General features: G+C 48.3%; 22 protein-coding genes. 19 read left to right on the top strand and 3 right to left on the bottom strand.

Annotated features, from left to right (window positions below):
* Positions 1–18: 18 nt before the first annotated feature.
* On the bottom strand, positions 19–996 hold the full coding sequence (locus OI18_RS16795) for an L-threonylcarbamoyladenylate synthase (protein WP_205410066.1): 978 nt from the start codon (positions 994–996) through the stop codon (positions 19–21).
* A gap of 203 nt (positions 997–1199) precedes the next feature.
* On the opposite strand from OI18_RS16795, the gene hisG reads away from it, so the two are divergent.
* Genes hisG through hisB form a run of 4 tightly spaced genes read left to right on the top strand, consistent with a single transcriptional unit; the run spans position 1200 to position 5541 of the window.
* A complete protein-coding gene (gene hisG, locus OI18_RS16790; RefSeq protein WP_039141891.1) occupies positions 1200–2060 on the top strand; it encodes an ATP phosphoribosyltransferase in 861 nt (286 codons plus the stop codon).
* Between the two features lies 1 nt (position 2061).
* On the top strand, positions 2062–3339 hold the full coding sequence (gene hisD / locus OI18_RS16785) for a histidinol dehydrogenase (protein ID WP_039141890.1): 1278 nt from the start codon (positions 2062–2064) through the stop codon (positions 3337–3339).
* Between the two features lie 13 nt (positions 3340–3352).
* A complete protein-coding gene (gene hisC, locus OI18_RS16780; protein WP_039141889.1) occupies positions 3353–4390 on the top strand; it encodes a histidinol-phosphate transaminase in 1038 nt (345 codons plus the stop codon).
* 5 nt (positions 4391–4395) lie between these two features.
* On the top strand, positions 4396–5541 hold the full coding sequence (gene hisB, locus OI18_RS16775; RefSeq protein WP_039141888.1) for a bifunctional histidinol-phosphatase/imidazoleglycerol-phosphate dehydratase HisB: 1146 nt from the start codon (positions 4396–4398) through the stop codon (positions 5539–5541).
* Positions 5542–5549: 8 nt separating this feature from the next.
* Here the strand turns inward: hisB and OI18_RS23895 are convergent, their stop codons facing one another.
* Both OI18_RS23895 and OI18_RS16765 read right to left on the bottom strand, forming a co-directional pair.
* Positions 5550–6179 carry an NAD(P)-dependent oxidoreductase gene (locus tag OI18_RS23895; protein WP_052273318.1) on the bottom strand — a complete coding sequence of 210 codons (630 nt, stop codon included), beginning with the start codon at positions 6177–6179 and terminating at the stop codon, positions 5550–5552.
* A 23-nt stretch (positions 6180–6202) separates the two neighbouring features.
* On the bottom strand, positions 6203–6496 hold the full coding sequence (locus OI18_RS16765) for a GNAT family N-acetyltransferase (RefSeq protein ID WP_039142231.1): 294 nt from the start codon (positions 6494–6496) through the stop codon (positions 6203–6205).
* A gap of 221 nt (positions 6497–6717) precedes the next feature.
* On the opposite strand from OI18_RS16765, the gene OI18_RS16760 reads away from it, so the two are divergent.
* The 15 genes from OI18_RS16760 to OI18_RS24290 all read left to right on the top strand — a co-directional run bounded on the left by OI18_RS16760 (position 6718) and on the right by OI18_RS24290 (position 19516).
* Positions 6718–8154 carry an anthranilate synthase component I family protein gene (locus OI18_RS16760; protein ID WP_039141887.1) on the top strand — a complete coding sequence of 479 codons (1437 nt, stop codon included), beginning with the start codon at positions 6718–6720 and terminating at the stop codon, positions 8152–8154.
* A 10-nt stretch (positions 8155–8164) separates the two neighbouring features.
* Positions 8165–8749 (top strand): anthranilate synthase component II, encoded by a 585-nt coding sequence (locus OI18_RS16755; protein WP_039141886.1) that lies wholly within the window; start codon positions 8165–8167, stop codon positions 8747–8749.
* A gap of 5 nt (positions 8750–8754) precedes the next feature.
* Entirely contained in the window at positions 8755–9747 is a 993-nt protein-coding gene (gene trpD, locus OI18_RS16750) for an anthranilate phosphoribosyltransferase (protein WP_039141885.1), read from the top strand.
* Positions 9748–9759: 12 nt separating this feature from the next.
* The gene (gene trpC / locus OI18_RS16745) at positions 9760–10551 is read left to right on the top strand and encodes an indole-3-glycerol phosphate synthase TrpC (protein ID WP_039141884.1); all 792 of its coding nucleotides are present in this window, start codon (positions 9760–9762) and stop codon (positions 10549–10551) included.
* Positions 10552–10634: 83 nt separating this feature from the next.
* Positions 10635–11270, top strand: a complete 636-nt coding sequence (locus OI18_RS16740) for a phosphoribosylanthranilate isomerase (protein WP_039141882.1) — start codon at positions 10635–10637, stop codon at positions 11268–11270.
* Positions 11271–11789, top strand: coding sequence for a GNAT family N-acetyltransferase (locus OI18_RS16735; protein WP_039141881.1), 519 nt, complete (start codon positions 11271–11273; stop codon positions 11787–11789).
* A gap of 3 nt (positions 11790–11792) precedes the next feature.
* Complete coding sequence (trpB, locus tag OI18_RS16730) at positions 11793–12998, top strand: tryptophan synthase subunit beta (protein ID WP_039141879.1); 1206 nt, start codon at positions 11793–11795, stop codon at positions 12996–12998.
* Positions 12999–13021: 23 nt separating this feature from the next.
* Entirely contained in the window at positions 13022–13804 is a 783-nt protein-coding gene (gene trpA / locus OI18_RS16725) for a tryptophan synthase subunit alpha (RefSeq protein WP_052273317.1), read from the top strand.
* A 23-nt stretch (positions 13805–13827) separates the two neighbouring features.
* Positions 13828–14418, top strand: a complete 591-nt coding sequence (gene hisH, locus OI18_RS16720) for an imidazole glycerol phosphate synthase subunit HisH (protein WP_039141877.1) — start codon at positions 13828–13830, stop codon at positions 14416–14418.
* A 12-nt stretch (positions 14419–14430) separates the two neighbouring features.
* Positions 14431–15864 (top strand): pyridoxal phosphate-dependent decarboxylase family protein, encoded by a 1434-nt coding sequence (locus OI18_RS16715; protein WP_039141876.1) that lies wholly within the window; start codon positions 14431–14433, stop codon positions 15862–15864.
* A complete protein-coding gene (locus OI18_RS16710) occupies positions 15861–16292 on the top strand; it encodes a GNAT family N-acetyltransferase (protein ID WP_082038014.1) in 432 nt (143 codons plus the stop codon). The genes OI18_RS16715 and OI18_RS16710 overlap by 4 nt, the downstream gene beginning before the upstream one ends.
* Before the next feature lies 1 nt (position 16293).
* Positions 16294–17019, top strand: a complete 726-nt coding sequence (hisA, locus tag OI18_RS16705; protein WP_039141875.1) for a 1-(5-phosphoribosyl)-5-[(5-phosphoribosylamino)methylideneamino]imidazole-4-carboxamide isomerase — start codon at positions 16294–16296, stop codon at positions 17017–17019.
* 10 nt (positions 17020–17029) lie between these two features.
* Positions 17030–17797: an imidazole glycerol phosphate synthase subunit HisF gene (gene hisF / locus OI18_RS16700; RefSeq protein ID WP_039141874.1), complete on the top strand. Its 768-nt coding sequence runs from the start codon at positions 17030–17032 to the stop codon at positions 17795–17797.
* A gap of 26 nt (positions 17798–17823) precedes the next feature.
* Positions 17824–18420: a bifunctional phosphoribosyl-AMP cyclohydrolase/phosphoribosyl-ATP diphosphatase HisIE gene (hisIE, locus tag OI18_RS16695; RefSeq protein WP_039141873.1), complete on the top strand. Its 597-nt coding sequence runs from the start codon at positions 17824–17826 to the stop codon at positions 18418–18420.
* Positions 18421–18433: 13 nt separating this feature from the next.
* Positions 18434–19516 (top strand): TlpA disulfide reductase family protein, encoded by a 1083-nt coding sequence (locus OI18_RS24290; protein WP_072039034.1) that lies wholly within the window; start codon positions 18434–18436, stop codon positions 19514–19516.
* The last annotated feature ends 9 nt before the right edge of the window (positions 19517–19525 follow it).

Raw genomic sequence — 19525 nt, 5'->3', positions numbered from 1 at the left:
GTGACCTGTTAATTCTGGTCAGTCAGGTGTGGATGCTCTTCTCAACCTGTCGTTGATGGCTTTTCCCAACCCCGAATCTGGGAATTTGTCGGCGATGATGAGGTCTATGTCCATCGTATCAGCCAGTCGCATGGCATGAAACAGTTTTCTCGCAGCCTCTTCAAGATTGCCATCCTCAGCCAGGATAAACTGGTGTGTGGCCGGAATTGCATTAAAAGTCCTGCTCAGTGAAATGGTAGCGATGCGCGTTCCAGGGTTCTGCGACCGGGCCCTGCTGACCAGGTCTGCAGCGTCGCCGAGTAAAAGGGGATGCCTCGTGGCATAGTGTCGCGCAAGCATCCCGGGTGCAACCGGGTTATCTACAAACCCACTTTCAGGCAAGTCAACTTTTCCTATTACCGCTTCGATCGCTTCAACAGGCATTCCGCCGAAACGCAATAACCTGGGCTTCTCTTCCAGGAATGAGATGATGGTGGATTCAAGTCCAACTTCACAGGTACCTCCGTCCAGGATATAGGATACCTTACCCGCCAGCTGTTCGGCCACATGCTGCGCAGTAGTCGGGCTCACGTACCCCGAAGGGTTTGCACTGGGAGCAGCGAGCGGGAAATCGAGCTGGCGCAGCAACTCAAGCGTGAGCGGGTGCTGGGGAATGCGGATCGCAACCGCAGGTGTGCCCGCGGTAACGATTCCGGGAATCAGCGGGGAGGTGGGAATGACATAGGTCAGCGGGCCCGGGCTGAACCTTTCCGCCAGTTGCTGTGCTGCTGCGGGTAACCGGAGCTGCAGTTTTTCCAGTTGCCCGATGTTTGCCACATGCAGGATCAGCGGGTTGAATTGTGGCCTGTTCTTTACAGAATAGATCCTTACCACTGCGGATTCATCCAGCGCATTTGCTGCGAGCCCATATACTGTTTCGGTTGGAATAGCTACCAGGTTACCTGCATTCAGGAGTTCAGCCGCCATTCGTATATCAGTACCGATAGTAGTCATCATGCTGCAAAAATAAGCTGCCGCAAACTTTTTTTGTTGTTTACCTGCTACACGTATATTTTTGCAACCAATATGAAACAAATCACGCAAAAACACCATCATCATCATTTGCTGCAATCGCGGTAAGCGGATGATGTTTTGCGTACATAAATAAAAACATTTGAGGGCTTACCACAGGTAAGCCCTTTTTCTTTTATAAGCCTGATATGGAACAGAAACTGAAGATCGCCATCCAGAAAAGCGGCCGTCTCTATGAAGATTCGGTGAAACTGCTGAAAGACTGTGGAATTGATGTTAAGAACGGCATCAATAAACTTAAAACGGAAGCGGAGAATTTTCCGCTCGAAATTTATTTCCTGCGCGACGATGATATCCCGCAGTATGTAGAGGACGCTGTAGCTGACATCGGCATAGTAGGAGAGAATGTGGTTTTTGAAAAGAATAAAAAGGTGTCCATCGTTGAGCAGCTCGGGTTCGGCAAATGCCGCCTGAGTATCGCTGTCGGAAGGAAAGACGACTATAACGGTGTCGGATATCTGAACGGCAGACGTATTGCGACCAGCTATCCTGTGCTGGTGCAGAAGTTCCTGGCTGAAAACGGTGTACAGGCAGAACTGCATGAGATCAGTGGATCAGTGGAGATTGCCCCCGGGATCGGGCTTGCCGATGCTATCGTTGACCTGGTAAGCAGTGGTTCCACCCTGTTCATGAATGGCCTGAAAGAAGTTGATACTGTTCTGCGGAGCCAGGCGGTGCTGATCCGCAACCAGGGGCTCGATGAAAATAAACTCCAGATCCTCGAAAGGCTTTTGTTCCGGATCCGCGCAGTAAAAAAGGCCAAGAACAATAAGTATGTATTGCTGAATGCGCCAAATGATAAACTGTCCGAGATCATCGCATTATTACCGGGAATGAAGAGCCCGACCGTTCTGCCGCTTGCTGAACCCGGGTGGAGCAGTGTTCACAGCGTTCTTAGCGAAAACCAGTTCTGGGATATCATTGAACAGCTCAAAGCCGCAGGTGCACAGGGCATCCTGGTTGTTCCCATCGAAAAAATGATCATCTGACATGAAAGTATTTAAATATCCCACGGAGCCGGAGTGGGAAAGTATTTTGCGCAGGCCTGTCCTGGATCACTCCAGTCTTAGGGGAACCGTACAGGAAATTATGGACCAGGTAAAGCAGCGGGGCGACGATGCGCTGCGGGACTATACCCTAAGATTTGACGGCATAACTGTCGATCATTTCGAAATCACCGGTGATGAAATAAATGCTGCTGTACAAAAAGTTTCTGCAGAGCTGAAAACAGCCATGCAACAGGCTGCGGCAAATATCCGCAGATTCCATGAAGCGCAGGTGCAACAACCGGAAGTCATAGAAACAATGCCGGGTATCCGTTGCTGGCGGTCTGCTGTGGGTATTGAAAAAGTCGGCCTCTATATACCTGGTGGCAGCGCGCCGCTTTTCTCAACAGTGCTGATGCTGGGAATTCCCGCCATGATCGCGGGTTGCAGGGAAATAATCCTCTGTTCGCCACCGGACAAACAGGGCAATCTTCACCCCGCAGTGATCTATGCAGCACAGCTTACGGGGATCAATCGGATCTTTAAAGTGGGCGGCGTGCAGGCTATTGCAGCAATGACCTATGGCACCGCTTCCATTCCTGCTGTCTTCAAGATCTTCGGTCCCGGTAACCAGTTTGTGACGGCTGCGAAACAACTGGCGCAGCAATCCGGTGTTGCGATCGATATGCCTGCCGGTCCAAGTGAAGTTGCCGTGTTCGCTGATGACACAGCCAACCCGGACTTTGTTGCTGCAGACCTTCTTAGCCAGGCCGAACATGGGATTGACAGCCAGGTGATCCTGGTTACAACAAGTGAACAACTGATCGGACGCGTTCAGGAGTCGATCAGCAACCAGCTGAATTCACTTCCACGCAAAGACATAGCTGCAGGTGCACTTGCAAACAGCAGTATCATTCTTGTCAGGCATGAAGCCGAGGCGATGGACCTGCTCAACAGGTATGCTGCAGAGCACCTCATACTCAGTTGCGAAAGGGCTGAAAGTCTTGCTGCTAAAGTGATCAATGCCGGGTCTGTTTTTATCGGGCACTATTCGCCTGAAAGTGCCGGTGATTATGCAAGTGGCACCAATCATACCCTGCCGACCAATGGATATGCAACGGCTTACAGTGGGGTTAGCCTTGACAGCTTCGTTAAAAAGATAACCTTTCAACAGCTCAGTGATGATGGATTGAAGAACATAGCCAAAACTGTAACAGTTATGGCCTATGAAGAAGGACTTGCGGCACACGCGAGAGCCGTGGAAGTAAGAATTAATAACTAAAAAAATTGTAGTCATGTTCAATCTTGATGAACTGATCCGTCCCAATATCAGGTCACTGGTTCCTTACTCTTCAGCACGTGATGAATTTAAAGGTGAGGCCAGGATCTTCCTCGATGCCAATGAAAACTCACTGGGATCGCCACTTCCCAAATGGTACAACCGCTATCCCGATCCGTTACAACTGGCGGTGAAAGAGAAATTGTCTTCCGTAAAGGGAATTCCTGCGCAGCAGATTTTCCTGGGGAATGGAAGTGATGAATGTATCGATATCCTGATCCGTGCATTTTGTGAGCCGGCCCTGGATAACATAGTTATTGTTCCCCCGACATATGGCATGTATGAAGTCAGTGCCGGTATCAATAACGTGAAGGTGAAGAAAGTACCGCTTACCCCGGCTTTTCAACTCGACCTTCCTGCACTCGAAGAAGCCATTGATGAACATACGAAAATGATCTTCCTGTGTTCTCCAAATAACCCGACCGGGAACTCCCTAGTCCGGGAAGACATTGAGATCCTGCTGAACAACTACTTCGGAATTGTTGTGGTTGATGAAGCCTACATTAATTTTTCCCGCCAGCGTTCCCTCACTTCAGAACTTCCTGAATATCCCAACCTGGTCATTCTCCAGACACTGTCCAAAGCCTGGGGCCTTGCGGCGCTCAGGATCGGGATGGCTTTTGCATCCGAAGCAATAGTTCAGGTCATGAACAGGATCAAGCCTCCATACAATATCAACCAGGCGTCCCAGGAGCTTGCACTGAAGGCTCTTGAGGAAGTAGGGCAGGTGAATGATATGATCCGGGTGATCGTCCGCGAACGGGAGAGACTGGAAACCGCGCTTGCTGCATTGCCGGTAGTTAAGCATGTATTTGAATCAGATGCTAATTTCCTGCTGGTGAGAGTTGACGATGCAAAAGGTATTTACCGAAGTTTACTGGATAAAGGCATTGTTGTCCGTGATCGGAGTAACGTGGTATTGTGCGACGACTGTCTTCGCATTACTGTTGGAACAGAAAAAGAAAATGATGAATTATTGAATGCATTAAAATAACCCCGATGGCTAAACGAGTTTTATTTATTGACCGCGATGGCACCCTGATCAATGAAGCACCGCCTACCTATCAATTGGATTCATTTGATAAACTGACCTTTTACCCCGGTATGTTTGAGTATATGGGCAGGATCGCACGTGAACTTGACTATGAGCTGGTGATGGTTACCAACCAGGATGGGCTTGGAACAGACAGTTTCCCTGAAAACACCTTCTGGCCGCTTCACAACCTGGTGATGAAGAGTCTCGAAGGTGAAGGCATTCACTTCAGCGATGTACTGATCGATCGCAGTTTTCCCCATGAAGAGCTTCCCACCCGGAAGCCCGGTACCGGAATGCTTACCAGGTACATTGGAAATCCGGATTACGATATGGAAAATTCATTTGTGATCGGCGACAGGATCACTGATGTACAGCTTGCAAAAAATCTCGGCTGCAGGGCCATCTGGCTGAACCTTGACCAGCAGCTCGGCGGTACAGAGATCAGTGATAAAGCAGACGCATTAAGGTCTTCCGTTGTTGCTTTGGAAACAACAGACTGGTCGCAGATCTATTCCTTCCTGAAGCTTGGACTTCGCCAGGTGACGCATGAGCGCAATACCAATGAGACAAAGATCCGGGTTGAATTGAATATGGATGGAAGTGGTAAGTCAGACATTTCCACAGGTCTGGGTTTTTTCGACCATATGCTCGACCAGATCGCAAGGCATGGCAAGATCGACATGACTGTGCATACCCGTGGAGACCTGCATATAGATGAACACCATACTATTGAAGATACAGGCCTTGCACTTGGCGAAGCTTTTGCAAAAGCACTTGCAGATAAACGTGGTATGGAAAGATACGGCTTTGCATTACCCATGGATGATGCAGAAGCAAAAGTGCTCATTGATTTTGGCGGTCGCAACTGGCTTGTATGGAACGCTAGCTTTCAGCGGGAAAAAATAGGCGAGATGCCCACAGAGATGTTCTTCCATTTTTTCAAATCATTCAGTGATGCGGCAAAATGCAACCTGAACATTGAATGCAGGGGAGACAACGAACATCACAAAATAGAAGCGATCTTCAAGGCATTTGCAAAAGCGATCCGCATGGCAGTAAAACGTGACCCCGTCAGCAATTACCTGCCGTCGACAAAAGGAGTGTTGTAATTTTTGGATCAGACTAATCCGATTCCGACCCGCTGGTTGGGGAAGCGGTTCTTTTCCAGTTCTTCCAGCATGAACAGGGCGAGATCTCCGGAATAGATCTTTGAACGGGCGTCCTCCGGGAAAAAATCAGCTTCGGTGATATATTTTCCCGTAGGATCACCTTCCTCGATCTTTGGTGCGCAAATGATCGTCCAGGTCAGTCCGGAGGTCTTGAGATACTGCCAGGCCTGCTGGTTTTCCAGGGCAAGATGCATGTCCTCTTCCGGAAAATCTTCCCGCTCAAGAAAAAGTCCTCCTTCAGGGGCATTGAGGATGGAATGGTCGCCGAGCGCGATTATCCGGGTTACCCCGGTCTTTTTCATCTGGGCAATGACATTTTTTATCCCGACCGTGAGGGTTTTGTCATTGTTATCGGAATTTCCTGAGTAGGCAGTTAAAACGCCATTGCAGCCGCTTATTACATCCCTTACTTCCGACTCATCAAAAACACCTCCCTTCACCAGTTCCAGCTTGGGATCCTTGTCCGGCAACTGGTGAACATTACGACCAAATGCCCTTACTTTCATTTCCCTGAGTAACGCCTGGCTTACCAGGTGTCTTCCCACCTTGCCGGTGGCTCCAAAAATGACTATTTCCATGAATAAGTTTTTTTGACATTCAATCAGGTCCCGAACTCAAAAAGCACATCCCGGTAATCTGCTTTTTTTTTGAACACCGCGTTGGCAAACGGGCATAAAGGGATGATATGCAGATGGTGCGTTCGGGCATATTCCACTGCCGTTTCCACCAGGTGGTAACCCACGTCTTCGCCTTTCAGCTCTTCGGAGACTTCAGTATGTTCAATGATCATTTTATCGAAAGAGGGCATGGTGTAAACCAATTCTGCAAGGATTGCACCATCCTGTCCCACGAAGAAAACCCCTTTGCTTTCATTGTGTGTATGTTGGATGAGCATAATTGAAATTTTCAGTAAGCTACCTAAAATAATTTTGTTCATTTCGATTTGCTGCTGCATATTTGTAATGCATGATTAAAAACATTCAAAATATTCAGTGGTGGTGGCATACAAACTCTTCAGGGGTGCTGTAATGTCATTACTTTGTTTATTTTAAACATATTAACAGGCCCCGATACTACATCGGGGCTTTTTTATTGCCGAAAAGAGAAAACTTAAATATGGCAGGCGAATCGAAAAAGATCAGGATTGAGACGGTCGTTAAGCAAATGCTGGCAGATGTATATACTCCCGTAGGTATTTACCTCCGGTTAAGGGACAGGTTCCGGGATACCATCCTGTTGGAAAGCACAGACCACCATGCGTCAGACAACAGCTATTCCTTTATCTGCATCAATGCAATTGCAGGAATGGAAATCAGCTCACTCGAAAGTATCGAATACAAATTCCCCGGGCAGCAACCGGAGAATGCAGGAATCAAAGATCCCGCTGAAGTGCCCGGTCAACTCTGGGGTTTTATGCAACGATTTGAGCTTATGCCTTCTTCGCATAAGGCAGCACGTTACGCTCAGGGCCTTTACGGTTATACCACATACGATGCCGTGCAGTTTTTCGATACTGTCACACTTCCTCAACACACAAATGGCACCCTGTCGACTGCCATTCCGCTGATGCGATACCGCTTATACCAGTATGTGATAGCGATCAATCATTTCAAGGATGAACTGTATCTCTGTGAAAACCGGATCAATGGGTTAGAATCTGAACTGGCTGTTGTGGAATCCCTGATCAGGAGCAAAGATGTTCCGGTATATCCTTTCTCCGTTAACGGCGTGGAAAAAGTAAACATGCCTGATGGTGATTACCTGGAAATGGTAAGAAAGGGGATCCGTAGCTGTCATCGTGGCGACGTTTTCCAGATCGTACTCAGCCGCAGGTTCCAGCAATCGTTCACAGGAGATGAGTTCAATGTGTACCGGGCACTGCGAAGTATCAATCCTTCACCATACCTGTTCTTCTTTGACTATGGTGACTATAAACTGATGGGATCATCCCCCGAGGCACAACTCATTATTTCCAACGGTAAGGCAGTGGTTCACCCCATTGCCGGAACTTACAGAAGAAGTGGTGATGAAGAAAAGGACCGGCAGGAAACTGAAAGATTATTAGCAGATGCGAAGGAAAATGCAGAACATGTGATGCTGGTAGATCTTGCCCGTAACGATCTGAGCCGACTCTGCGATGATGTGGTGGTGACCCATTACCGCCAGGTGCAATATTTCTCGCATGTCATTCACCTCGTAAGTGAAGTCACGGGCAGTGTACGCCCCGGTACCAATCCTTTTTTACTCATAGCCAAAACCTTTCCTGCGGGCACACTGAGTGGTGCTCCCAAGATCAGGGCTATGCAGCTGATCAATGAGTTTGAACCCACCGACCGTGGTTATTATGGCGGCGCCATAGGATTCATGGGGTTTGATGGCAGCTGCAATCATGCGATAATGATCAGGACATTTCTCAGCAGGAACAATACCCTTACCTACCAGGCCGGTGCAGGCGTGGTAGCTGCGAGCAACCCGGACAGCGAACTCGCAGAAGTAAACAATAAACTTGGTGCCCTTAAAAAAGCTCTCGAACTCGCCGGTACAATCGGTTAAATAACGCCTTATGAAGATCCTCGTTTTTGATAACTACGATTCATTTACCTACAACCTGGTGCACCTCGTTGAAAAGATCACTAAGGAAAAAGTTGAGGTATACCGGAATGACCAGATCTCACTCGATGAGGTGGACCGGTTCGACCGCATAATACTTTCTCCAGGTCCGGGTATTCCCGAGGAAGCGGGTTTGCTGCTTCCGCTAATCCGCCGCTACGCTTCCACCAAATCAATCCTTGGCGTTTGCCTGGGACACCAGGCGATCGGCGAAGCCTTCGGCGGGCAACTGCTGAACCTTGCAGATGTTTACCATGGTGTGGCAACACCCATTGAAGTGGGGCAGGAGCGCAAAAAAACTTCGAATGACCTGTTTGACGGTCTTCCGCAGACAATTGAAGTCGGGCGATACCACTCCTGGGTGGTGAACGCTGACAATTTACCTGAAGAACTTGAAGTGACAGCCGTGGACGCGAATGGCCAGATCATGGCTATGCGTCATAAAACATATGATGTACAGGGCGTTCAGTTCCATCCGGAAAGTGTCCTTACACCCGACGGCGAAAAAATATTGCGTAACTGGTTACAGCTTAAGTGAAGAACATGAAAAAAATCTTACAGTTTTTATTTGAACATAAATCGCTTAGCAGGCAGATGGCTAAAGATGCGCTGCTGGGAATTGGGCGGCAGCAGTTTAATGAACATGAGATCACGGCATTTATGACCGTATTCCTGATGCGCAGCGTGACCATTGAAGAGTTGCAGGGATTCCGCGATGCCCTGCTCGAACTTTGCGTACCGGTAAAACTCAATGGCGATAAAGTGCTGGATATTGTCGGAACCGGTGGTGATGGAAAGAACACATTCAATATTTCCACGCTGGCTTGTTTTATCGTGGCAGGGGCAGGACAGAAAGTGGCAAAGCATGGGAACTATGGTGCATCTTCCATAAGCGGTGCGTCAAACGTGATGGAGCAGCTGGGATACAGGTTCAAGAATGAAAATGATTCCCTTCGCAAAGAAATCGATAAAGCAAATATCTGCTTCTTACATGCCCCGCTTTTCCACCCTGCATTGAAAGCGGTTGGTCATATCCGTAAGAACCTGGGGATGCGTACTTTTTTTAATATGCTTGGCCCGATGGTGAACCCTGCTGATCCTGCTTACCAGCTCGTTGGAGTATACAACCTTGAAATGGCCCGGATCTATAATTACCTGCTGCAGCAGACAGGCGGCCAGTTCACTATTATTCACAGCCTGGATGGATATGATGAAATTTCACTGACATCCGATACCAAAGTGATCACGAATGACGGTGAACAGCTTTTCACTCCGCAGCAACTGGGCAAGAGAATGGTGCAACAGTCCGATATTTACGGTGGAAATACCGTCGAAGAAGCCGCAAAGCTCTTCAGGAGAATCCTGGAAGGCAACGGTACATGGGCGCAGAATGCAGTGGTGATAGCCAATGCGGCAATGGCCCTCTTCAGCACAAAACGATATGCTTCATATGAGGATGCTTACCTGGCAGCAGTGGACAGCCTGGAAAGCGGGAAAGCGAAACAAAGCCTCGATAATCTGATCGCATTACAATAAGAAACAGGGAAAATGAATATTCTCGATACCATCATTGCACGCAAAAGACTGGAAGTGGAGGAAAGGAAGTCCGCCTGCCCGATTAAAAAACTGGAGCAGTCGCCGGCCTTTGTCAGGAAGCCATTATCTCTTTCCGCTTTCCTCCTGGATGATCAGCTGACAGGGATTATAGCGGAATTTAAACGCAGATCTCCGTCAAAAGGAGTTATCAATGCCACAGCTGATGTAGTACAGGTGACATCAGCCTATGCGCAGAACGGCGCAGCTGCACTTTCCGTTTTAACAGATGAGCATTTTTTTGGCGGGAGCACCGCAGACCTTGAAGCTGCGCGGATCAACCAGGTACCGATCCTCAGGAAAGACTTTATCATCGATGAATACCAGCTGACGGAAGCACGTGCGATGGGAGCCGATGTGATTCTTCTCATTGCCGCCTGCCTGTCGCCCGAACGGACGCAACAGCTGGCTAAAGCGGCTAATGATCTGGGTTTGGAAGTGCTGCTCGAACTGCATGATGAGGATGAGCTGCAGCATGTAAGTGAATTTACACCCATTGTGGGGATCAATAACCGGAATTTAAAGACCTTTACCGTTGATACCGGCAGGAGCCTGGCACTCGCAGGCAAACTCCCGGCTTCAACGATAAAAGTTGCGGAAAGCGGGATTGACGACATTGAACAGATCAGGATCTTCAGGGATCATGGTTACAGGGGCTTCCTGGTGGGTGAGCATTTCATGCGTTCCCCGGATCCGGGAGAGGCTTTCCGCCAATTTGTTTCGTCAATGAAAAAGGCACTTGCCTGACTCCCGGTCAGCTGACAATGACCGGTACGTGACAGACCTACGATTGCGCCATCATCATTAACACTTAAAAGCCCGAGATCTTTATGAGAGTAAAAGTTTGCGGTATGACCCAGATGGACCAGGTGGAAAAACTGGAAGAACTGGGAGCCACTTTCGCAGGATTTATCTTCTACCCGAAAAGTCCACGCTATGTATTACGGTACCTGAATACATCGCAGCTGAAAAAGGAGAACAATATCAATAAGGTCGGTGTGTTCGTGAATGCAGGTGCAGATGAGGTTTTACAGATGGTGGATGAATGCAGGCTGCACATGGTTCAGCTGCACGGTGATGAAACTCCGAAATACTGCGAACGGATAGCAGATTATGTATCGGTGGTTAAAGCTTTTCGGTTAAGCGATAACGATAGTATTGAATGGATGGTGAAACCTTATATGGAAGTGTGTGATATGTTCCTGTTTGATACAATGGGAGTTGGTTATGGAGGTACAGGAAAGAAGTTTGACTGGCAGCTTCTGAAGGGCCAGAATATCGGCAAACCGTTTTTTCTGAGTGGCGGAATCGAACCCGGTGATGATACTGCCTTAAAGGAATTCGAAAAGCAGCCGGAGGCCAACGGGTTATTCGCGATCGACATAAACAGCAGGTTTGAATCCAGTCCGGGTGTAAAAGATCTTAAGCAGGTAAAACAATTCATCACCCGGCTTAACGGACAATAAATGGAAATAAAAATCAGGAACGCAGCGGAGCAGGATCTGCCCCAGTTACTCGGGATTTATAACGAGATCATTGCCAATACCACCGCGGTATACGACTATGATCCGCATACCCTTGAAATGCGCCGCAAATGGTTTGAAACAAAACAGGAACAGGGATTCCCGGTTTTTGTTGCCGAAGAGGCGGACAAGATTGTAGGGTTCAGTTCCATCGGGCCATTCAGGGCCTGGGCCGCTTACAAATACACAGTCGAGAATTCAGTGTATGTAGCTTCTGATCAGCGCGGAAAAGGAATTGGTAAACTGTTGATGCCACCCCTGATCCAGGCGGCACGGCATTTGAACCTTCATACGATCGTTGCAGGTATTGATGCCAGCAACGATGCAAGTATCAGGCTGCACCAATACTTCGGGTTCGAAGAAGTGGCTCATTTCCGGCAGGTAGGGTTTAAGTTCGACCGCTGGCTCGACCTTAAGTTTTTGCAGCTGATCATTCCCCAAACTGATAAATTGAAACAATAAATTATGCAAGGCAATTCAAGTTTCCGGCTACCGACGGCGCAGGGATATTATGGTGATTTCGGTGGCGCTTACATCCCCGAAATGCTGTATCCTAATGTGGAAGAATTACAATTGCGATACCTTGAGATCCTCGACGAACCGGGCTTTCAGCGAGCGTTCCGGGATCTTTTGCGTGATTATGTCGGTCGTCCGACGCCCTTATATTTTGCGAAAAGATTAAGCCAGCGATTCCAGACCAATATCTATCTCAAGCGCGAAGATCTGTGTCATACCGGCGCGCATAAGATCAACAATACCATCGGGCAGATCCTGCTTGCACAAAGGCTCGGTAAGCAACGCATCATTGCAGAGACCGGTGCCGGTCAGCATGGTGTTGCAACAGCAACGGTTTGTGCGCTGATGGGACTTTCCTGCATAGTATATATGGGAGAGAAGGATATTGAACGCCAGGCGCCCAATGTCGCCCGCATGCGGATGCTGGGTGCAAAAGTAATCCCGGCAACCAGCGGAAGCAAGACCCTGAAAGATGCTACCAATGAAGCCATCCGCGACTGGATCAATAACCCGACGGACACACATTATATCATCGGAAGCGTGGTTGGCCCTCATCCTTACCCCGACATGGTTGCCAGGCTGCAGAGTGTGATCAGCGAGGAAACCAGGTGGCAGCTGAAGGAGAAGACCGGAAGTGAATTGCCGACACATGTCGTGGCCTGTGTAGGTGGTGGCAGTAATGCCGCGGGGGCTTTCTACCATTTCCTCGATGAACCTGGTGTTGAATTGGTAGCTGTTGAGGCCGCCGGCCTTGGAATAAACAGTGGTATGACTGCTGCTACCACTGCGCTCGGTCGTCCGGGTATCCTGCATGGAAGTAAAAGCCTGCTGATGCAAACTGACGATGGCCAGGTTGTAGAGCCTCACAGTATTTCTGCAGGTCTCGACTATCCCGGTATTGGTCCTCTTCATGCAAATCTTTTTAAAAGCGGCCGTGGTAAATTCCTCAGCGCCACTGATGAAGAGGCGATCCGGTCTGCTTTTGAAGTAGCCAAACTCGAGGGAATCATTCCCGCACTGGAAACCGCACATGCCTTCGCCGCGATAGACCAGTTGTCACTTACGGAATCTGACCAGGTTGTGATCTGCCTCAGCGGAAGGGGCGACAAGGACCTTGCCACCTACATGAAGCAAATGGATATGACAGGTAGCTAATTAATTTATTTAGGAATTGAATTATGAGCAAACTAAAAGATCTCTTTGACCGTAAACAGAGCGGTGTCCTGAATGTGTATTGCACCGCAGGTTATCCGGGTGCAGAAAGTACCATGGAAGTAATGGAAGCATTACAGGAGAATGGTGCTGATATAATCGAACTTGGGATGCCTTACAGCGACCCCCTGGCTGATGGGCCGGTAATCCAGGCCAGCAGCAGTATTGCGCTATTGAACGGAATGAGCATAAGCAGGCTGTTTGAGCAACTGGCTGAGATGAAAGACCGGATATATATCCCTGTTATACTGATGGGATATATGAACCCGGTGCTACAATATGGTTTTGAAAGATTTTGCTCCGACGCAGCCCGGGCTGGGATCAGCGGGCTGATTTTGCCCGACCTTCCCGGTTATGAGTTTGAACATGAGTATGGCGCGGTGGTCAGTAAATACGGGCTTGACTTTATATTCCTCGTAACGCCGGAAACATCTGAAGAGCGCATTAGGAAGCTGGACCAGTTGAGCAGTGGATTCCTTTACGCTGTCTCTTCATCTTCCACGACGGGGAGTGACAAACAGATGGAAGATGTCAGCCGCTACCTGCAAAGACTGAAAGGTTATGGCCTGAAAAATCCCGTGCTGGTAGGTTTTGGGATTAAGGACCGGCAGTCATTCGAAACAGCGGGGAAATATGCGAATGGAGCTATCATTGGGTCTGCCTATATAAAAGCACTTGAAGGGGCGGATGATGTAAGGACAAGTACAAAGTCCTTCCTGGATTCCATCCTGGTGAAACAAACGGATTGATTTTTTATTTACATCTTCTCATTATGTCGATAGCTATTGTTCAATATAACGCAGGAAATGTTCAGAGTGTCCTGTATGCACTGGAAAGGATCGGGGCCACAGCGACAGTTACGGATGACCCCGGACTATTGCGATCCGCTGACAAAGTTATTTTCCCGGGCGTAGGTGAGGCCAGCAGTGCCATGCGCTACCTGAGGGAAAAAGGTCTCGACAAGGTAATCGTGGATCTGAAGCAGCCTGTATTGGGTATCTGCCTCGGTATGCAACTGATGTGTGCCAGTTCAGAAGAAAATAACACCGAATGCCTGGGGATTTTTAATGAAAAGGTCAGGCAATTCCGCCCCGGAACCGGGAAGGAGAAAGTGCCGCAAATTGGCTGGAATAATATTTCACAGCTAAAATCACCGTTATTTAACAATATATCCAACGACTCTTATTGTTATTTTGTACACGGATATTATGCGGCGCTGGGGGAACACACCATAGCGGTTACAGATTATGTTGAGGAGTACAGTTCGGCATTGCAGTCAGGGAATTTTTATGGTGTACAGTTTCACCCGGAAAAATCCGCAGCAACAGGAGAACAGATTCTTCGGAACTTTCTCGCACTCTGATCAATTCATGTTATGTATACTGTACTAAAAGACGACATTGATCAATTGCCTGAGCTGCTTGCAGGTGTGTGGCAGATGAGTATCGAATACCTCGAGCATCTGAACTCGCACCAGTCCACAGCCCCGGCGCCTGTAGTAAACTGGCCGGCACTTCCCGATGAGGGGATGGGAGCACACGCTACGCAGAATGTTTTTGATGAGATTTTCCTGCCTCATATCGTAGCATCATCCGGCCCGCGGTACTGGGGATTCGTGACCGGCGGTACTACGCCCGCCGCAATTGCCGCAGACTGGCTCGTAAGTGTGTTTGATCAGAACAGCCAGAGTGTCGGCGGTCCTGGCGATTGCTCTGCCCTGCTGGAGCTCCAGACAGTTAAAATGGTACTTGATCTGCTCCGCCTGCCCCACGATTTTAATGGTGGATTTGTAACCGGGGCAACAATGTCAAACTTTTCCGGTCTTGCAGTTGCCAGGCAATGGCACGGGAAGCAATTAGGCGTGGATGTAGCGCGCGAAGGTTTGCGCAGCAATATCAAAATTTATACGGCAATGGCTCACTCCAGCTCCCTTAAAGCACTTGCCATGCTTGGCATCGGGAGCAATAACACCATCGCCATTCCATGCCTGCCGGACAGGGAAGCAATGGATATTGACGCACTGCAACAAGTGCTGGATGAAAACGGCGAGGAACCATTTATATTACTTGCAAGTGCCGGAACCGTGAACAGCGTGGACTTTGATGACATCGCTAAACTTGCATTGCTGAAACGGAAATATAACTGCTGGCTGCATGTTGATGCCGCATTTGGCGCATTTGCAGCCTGTACCACCGGTCATGCACAGCTTGTGCACGGCTGGGAGCATGCAGACAGCATCACGGTCGACTTCCATAAATGGTTAAACGTTCCTTATGACAATGCAATCATCCTGACCCGCAAGGAACATGCAGAACTGCAGACACAAACTTTCCATAATTCATCCGCACCATACCTGGGCATCTTATCGGAAAATTTCAGTTTCCTGAATTTTGTGCCGGAAAATTCCCGGCGGTTCAGGGCGTTAACTGTGTGGTTCACACTAATGGCTTATGGTAAGGAAGGTTACCGGTGGCTGGTTGAGAATGATATCAGGCTGGCAAACCTGCTCGCAGAAGGACTGGTGGAATCGGGCTACTTTGAACTGGTAGCACCGGTGCGGCTGAATACCGTTTGCTTCAACATTCACCCTGATCATGCAGGGGAATTGAATATTACGGGCTTCCTGAGGGAACTACATAAAAAAGGCACTGTGTTTATGACACCTTCGACATATCTCGGAAGGGCCTGTATCCGTGCTGCTTTCGTGAATTACCGCACTTCTGAACTGGATGTGGAACAGGTATTGAATGATATGAAGGAAGTAGCGGAATCATTCCTGAAAGCAAAAACTAAAAACATCCGAAATTGAAAGAAGCTGAAACCCCGCCGGGTGAAACGGTCATGTTTCCCTCTCTCCAGGAGGTTTACCGGATCAGGCACGAAGTACTGTATCCTGACAGGGATATTTCTTTTGTTGAATTACCACAGGATGAGGATGCTATACACTGGGGCTGGTGCGTGAATGACAAACTGGTTAGCGTAATATCCCTTTTCGAAAAGGAAAATGAACTGCAGTTCAGGAAATTTGCGACACTGAAAGATGAACAGGGCAAAGGTTATGGTGGCCGGCTGCTTGAAAAAGTAATTGATTATGCCACCGAAAAGGGCCTGAAACGCATCTGGTGCAATGCCCGGGAGGAGGCAATCGAACTATACCGCCGCTATGGCCTGGAGCCGGAAGGCGAAACATGGCAGGATAACGGAATTACTTATACGAAAATGGCAAAAAAAATATAGGATGGTAATTATTCCCGCGATAGATATAATTGATGGAAAATGCGTGCGGCTCACGCAGGGGGACTATTCCCAAAAAACCATTTACAACGAAAACCCGCTCGAAGTCGCTAAACAATTTGAAGATGCGGGTCTCAGCAGGCTGCACCTCGTGGATCTTGACGGAGCTAAGGCAGGAGCCGTGAAGAACTGGAAGATACTGGAAAAGATAGCGGGAAAAACTTCACTTGTAATCGATTTTGGCGGTGGCATCAAGCAGGAAGCTGACCTGGATATTGTGCTGAACTCCGGCGCAGCAATGGCCACTATTGGGAGCCTGGCGGTAAAATCAGAAGCGGTTTTTGTATCGTGGCTGGAAAAATATGGTGCTGATAAATTTCTTCTTGGCGCAGATGTGAAAGATGAAAAGATTGCCATAAGCGGCTGGTTGGAAACGACAGACGTTTGGGTTTATGACTTCATCCGAAAATACCTGGAACATGGTGTGGAGCAAATATTTTGCACCGATGTAAGCAAAGATGGCAAGCTTGAAGGACCATCGCTTGACCTTTATAAAAATATACTGAAAGAATTTCCCGGCCTGCATTTCATAGCCAGCGGCGGAGTCAGCAATGTTGACGACCTTTATCGTCTTGCAGAAACCGGGTGTTCTGGTGTAATTGTAGGTAAAGCGATTTATGAAGGCCGTATTTCGCTTAAAGAATTAACCCTGTTGAAGACACAGATTTAAAATAATAATCTTGCTTACAAAGAGAATCATACCCTGCCTGGACATAAAGGATGGCCGGACAGTTAAAGGAACAAATTTTGTTGAACTGCGGGATGCAGGCGACCCGGTGGATCTGGGGCGGCATTACGCCGAACAGGGAGCGGACGAGCTGGTATTCCTCGATATTACTGCTACAGTGGAAAAACGCCGGACACTCAGTGAATTGGTGAACAGGATCAGTCAGCAGATCAATATCCCGTTTACGGTTGGCGGCGGTATCAGCAGCGTGGATGATGTTCGAGTATTGCTTCAGAATGGTGCGGATAAGATCTCGGTAAATACCGCAGCTTTCAAAAGGCCTGAATTGATATCGGAGCTCGAAAAGGAATTCGGGAGCCAGTGCGTTGTCCTGGCCATCGATACCCGGCTCGAAGACGATGGGCAATGGTACGTGTACCTTAACGGTGGCCGGACAAAAACGGACATGAAATGTATCGACTGGGCCCGTGAGGCAGTAAGCCGGGGCGCCGGCGAGATCCTTCTCACTTCCATGAATCACGATGGAACAAAACAGGGATTTGCCCTTGACATTACCAGTGAACTGGCCAATTCACTCCAGGTTCCGGTAATTGCCAGTGGCGGAGGCGGAACCATCAGTCATTTTGTAGACGTTTTTGAAACAGCTCACGCCGATGCCGCCCTCGCAGCCAGTATTTTTCATTTTAAGGAGATCTCGATTCCGGACCTGAAATCAGAATTATACCAAAAAGGCATCCAGGTAAGGAGAGCTGAACTTTAAATCACCCAGGCTTTTAATTTTGGACCATGAAAGTTGAATTTGGAAAATATGCGGACGGGCTGGTTCCAGCCATTGTACAGGATAATCAGACCCAGAAAGTACTGATGCTGGGTTTTATGAACGAGGAAGCCCTTCACCGGACAGAATCTACGGGTAAAGTAACTTTCTACAGCAGGTCAAAGCAGCGACTCTGGACGAAAGGGGAGGAAAGTGGTAATTTCCTGGAACTCAAGAGCATAGCTGTCGATTGTGACCACGATACGCTGCTTATCAAGGCCCACCCCCTCGGACCCACCTGCCATACCGGGGCCGATACCTGCTGGAGCGAACGGAATCATTCCGAAGATTTCCTGTTCTACCTGCAAGATATAATTGACCTCCGGAAACAGGCCAGTCCCACTCAGAGTTATGTCGCGAACCTCTTCTCCAAAGGCCTGAATAAGATTGCCCAGAAAGTTGGCGAGGAAGCTGTGGAAATGGTGATAGAAGCAAAAGATAATAACGATCAGCTTTTCCTCAATGAATCGGCTGACCTGCTATTCCACTATTTGCTTTTGCTTAACGCCAAAGGTTTTAGCTTGCAGGATGTGATTGAAATCCTGAAAGACAGGCATTCCAAATAAATTCGGCTCCGATATGAAAATACTATACATCCTTATTGCTTTTTTGCCTGTACTTGCATCTGCCCAGGAAAAAACATTCGAAATAAAGGGTACCATCACCGGTCTTGCCGATAAATCCCGCGTGGTGCTGGTAAATCCTGATGTACCTGGTGACACAATAGCTTCTGCAATTTCCCGGAACAATACCTTCCTCATGAAAGGCAGTTTACCGGAATGCAAACTGTATAACCTTGCCTTCCTGCCCGGGGAGAAAAAAAGCATGTTATTTCTCGATAATACGCAGATGACGCTGTCGGGTGATCTTGCTAACCTGCAAATGATTCAGCTTAACGGCTCGCCTTCCAACGATTCATTCAGGAAACTGCAACAGGTGTTTGAACCATATTTCCGCCGGTATGCAAAACTTAGCGAAACTGTCAACAGGCTTGGTATAAATGACAGCCTCATGGCTGAATATAAAACCCTGGTTGGACAGATTTCCGCAGCTGGTGAAAAATTTGCAGCCGACCACCGCGACCAGAATATCGCCCCGTTTATGTGGGCTACAATAGCCCAGGTAATCGAAAATTATGACGTCGTTGAAAAGAGCCTGAATGCAATGACGCCCGAAGTACAGAATAGCTTTTACGGCAAATTTGTTGCTGAAAGGGTTGCAGTAAGCAAGATTGGGAAAGTAGGTTTACCGGCAATGGATTTTGTGCAGGCAGATACGACCGGCAAACCTGTTACATTGTCTTCATTCCGGGGTAAGTACGTGCTTGTTGATTTTTGGGCAAGCTGGTGTGGTCCCTGCCGGAAAGAAAATCCGAACATCGTGGCAGCATTTGATAAATTCCGTTCCAAAAATTTTACCATCCTCGGTGTATCCCTCGACAATAATCGCGAAAAATGGCTCAGGGCAATTGCTGACGACCAGTTGACCTGGACCCATGTCAGTGACCTGAAATACTGGCAAAATGAAGTTGCCGTTATGTATCGCATCCAGTCTATTCCGCAGAACTTCCTGATTGATCCTGATGGTAAGATCATTGGAAAGAATTTAAGGGGAGAAGAATTGCAGCAAAAACTCTGTGAGTTATTTGGCTGCAAGGAATGACCCCCAAGT

The organism is Flavihumibacter solisilvae (assembly GCF_000814475.1).
Taxonomy (GTDB): Bacteria; Bacteroidota; Bacteroidia; order Chitinophagales; family Chitinophagaceae; genus Flavihumibacter; species Flavihumibacter solisilvae.
Note: the sequence above shows the minus strand (reverse complement) of the source record. Positions and strands in the feature narration are given on the sequence as shown.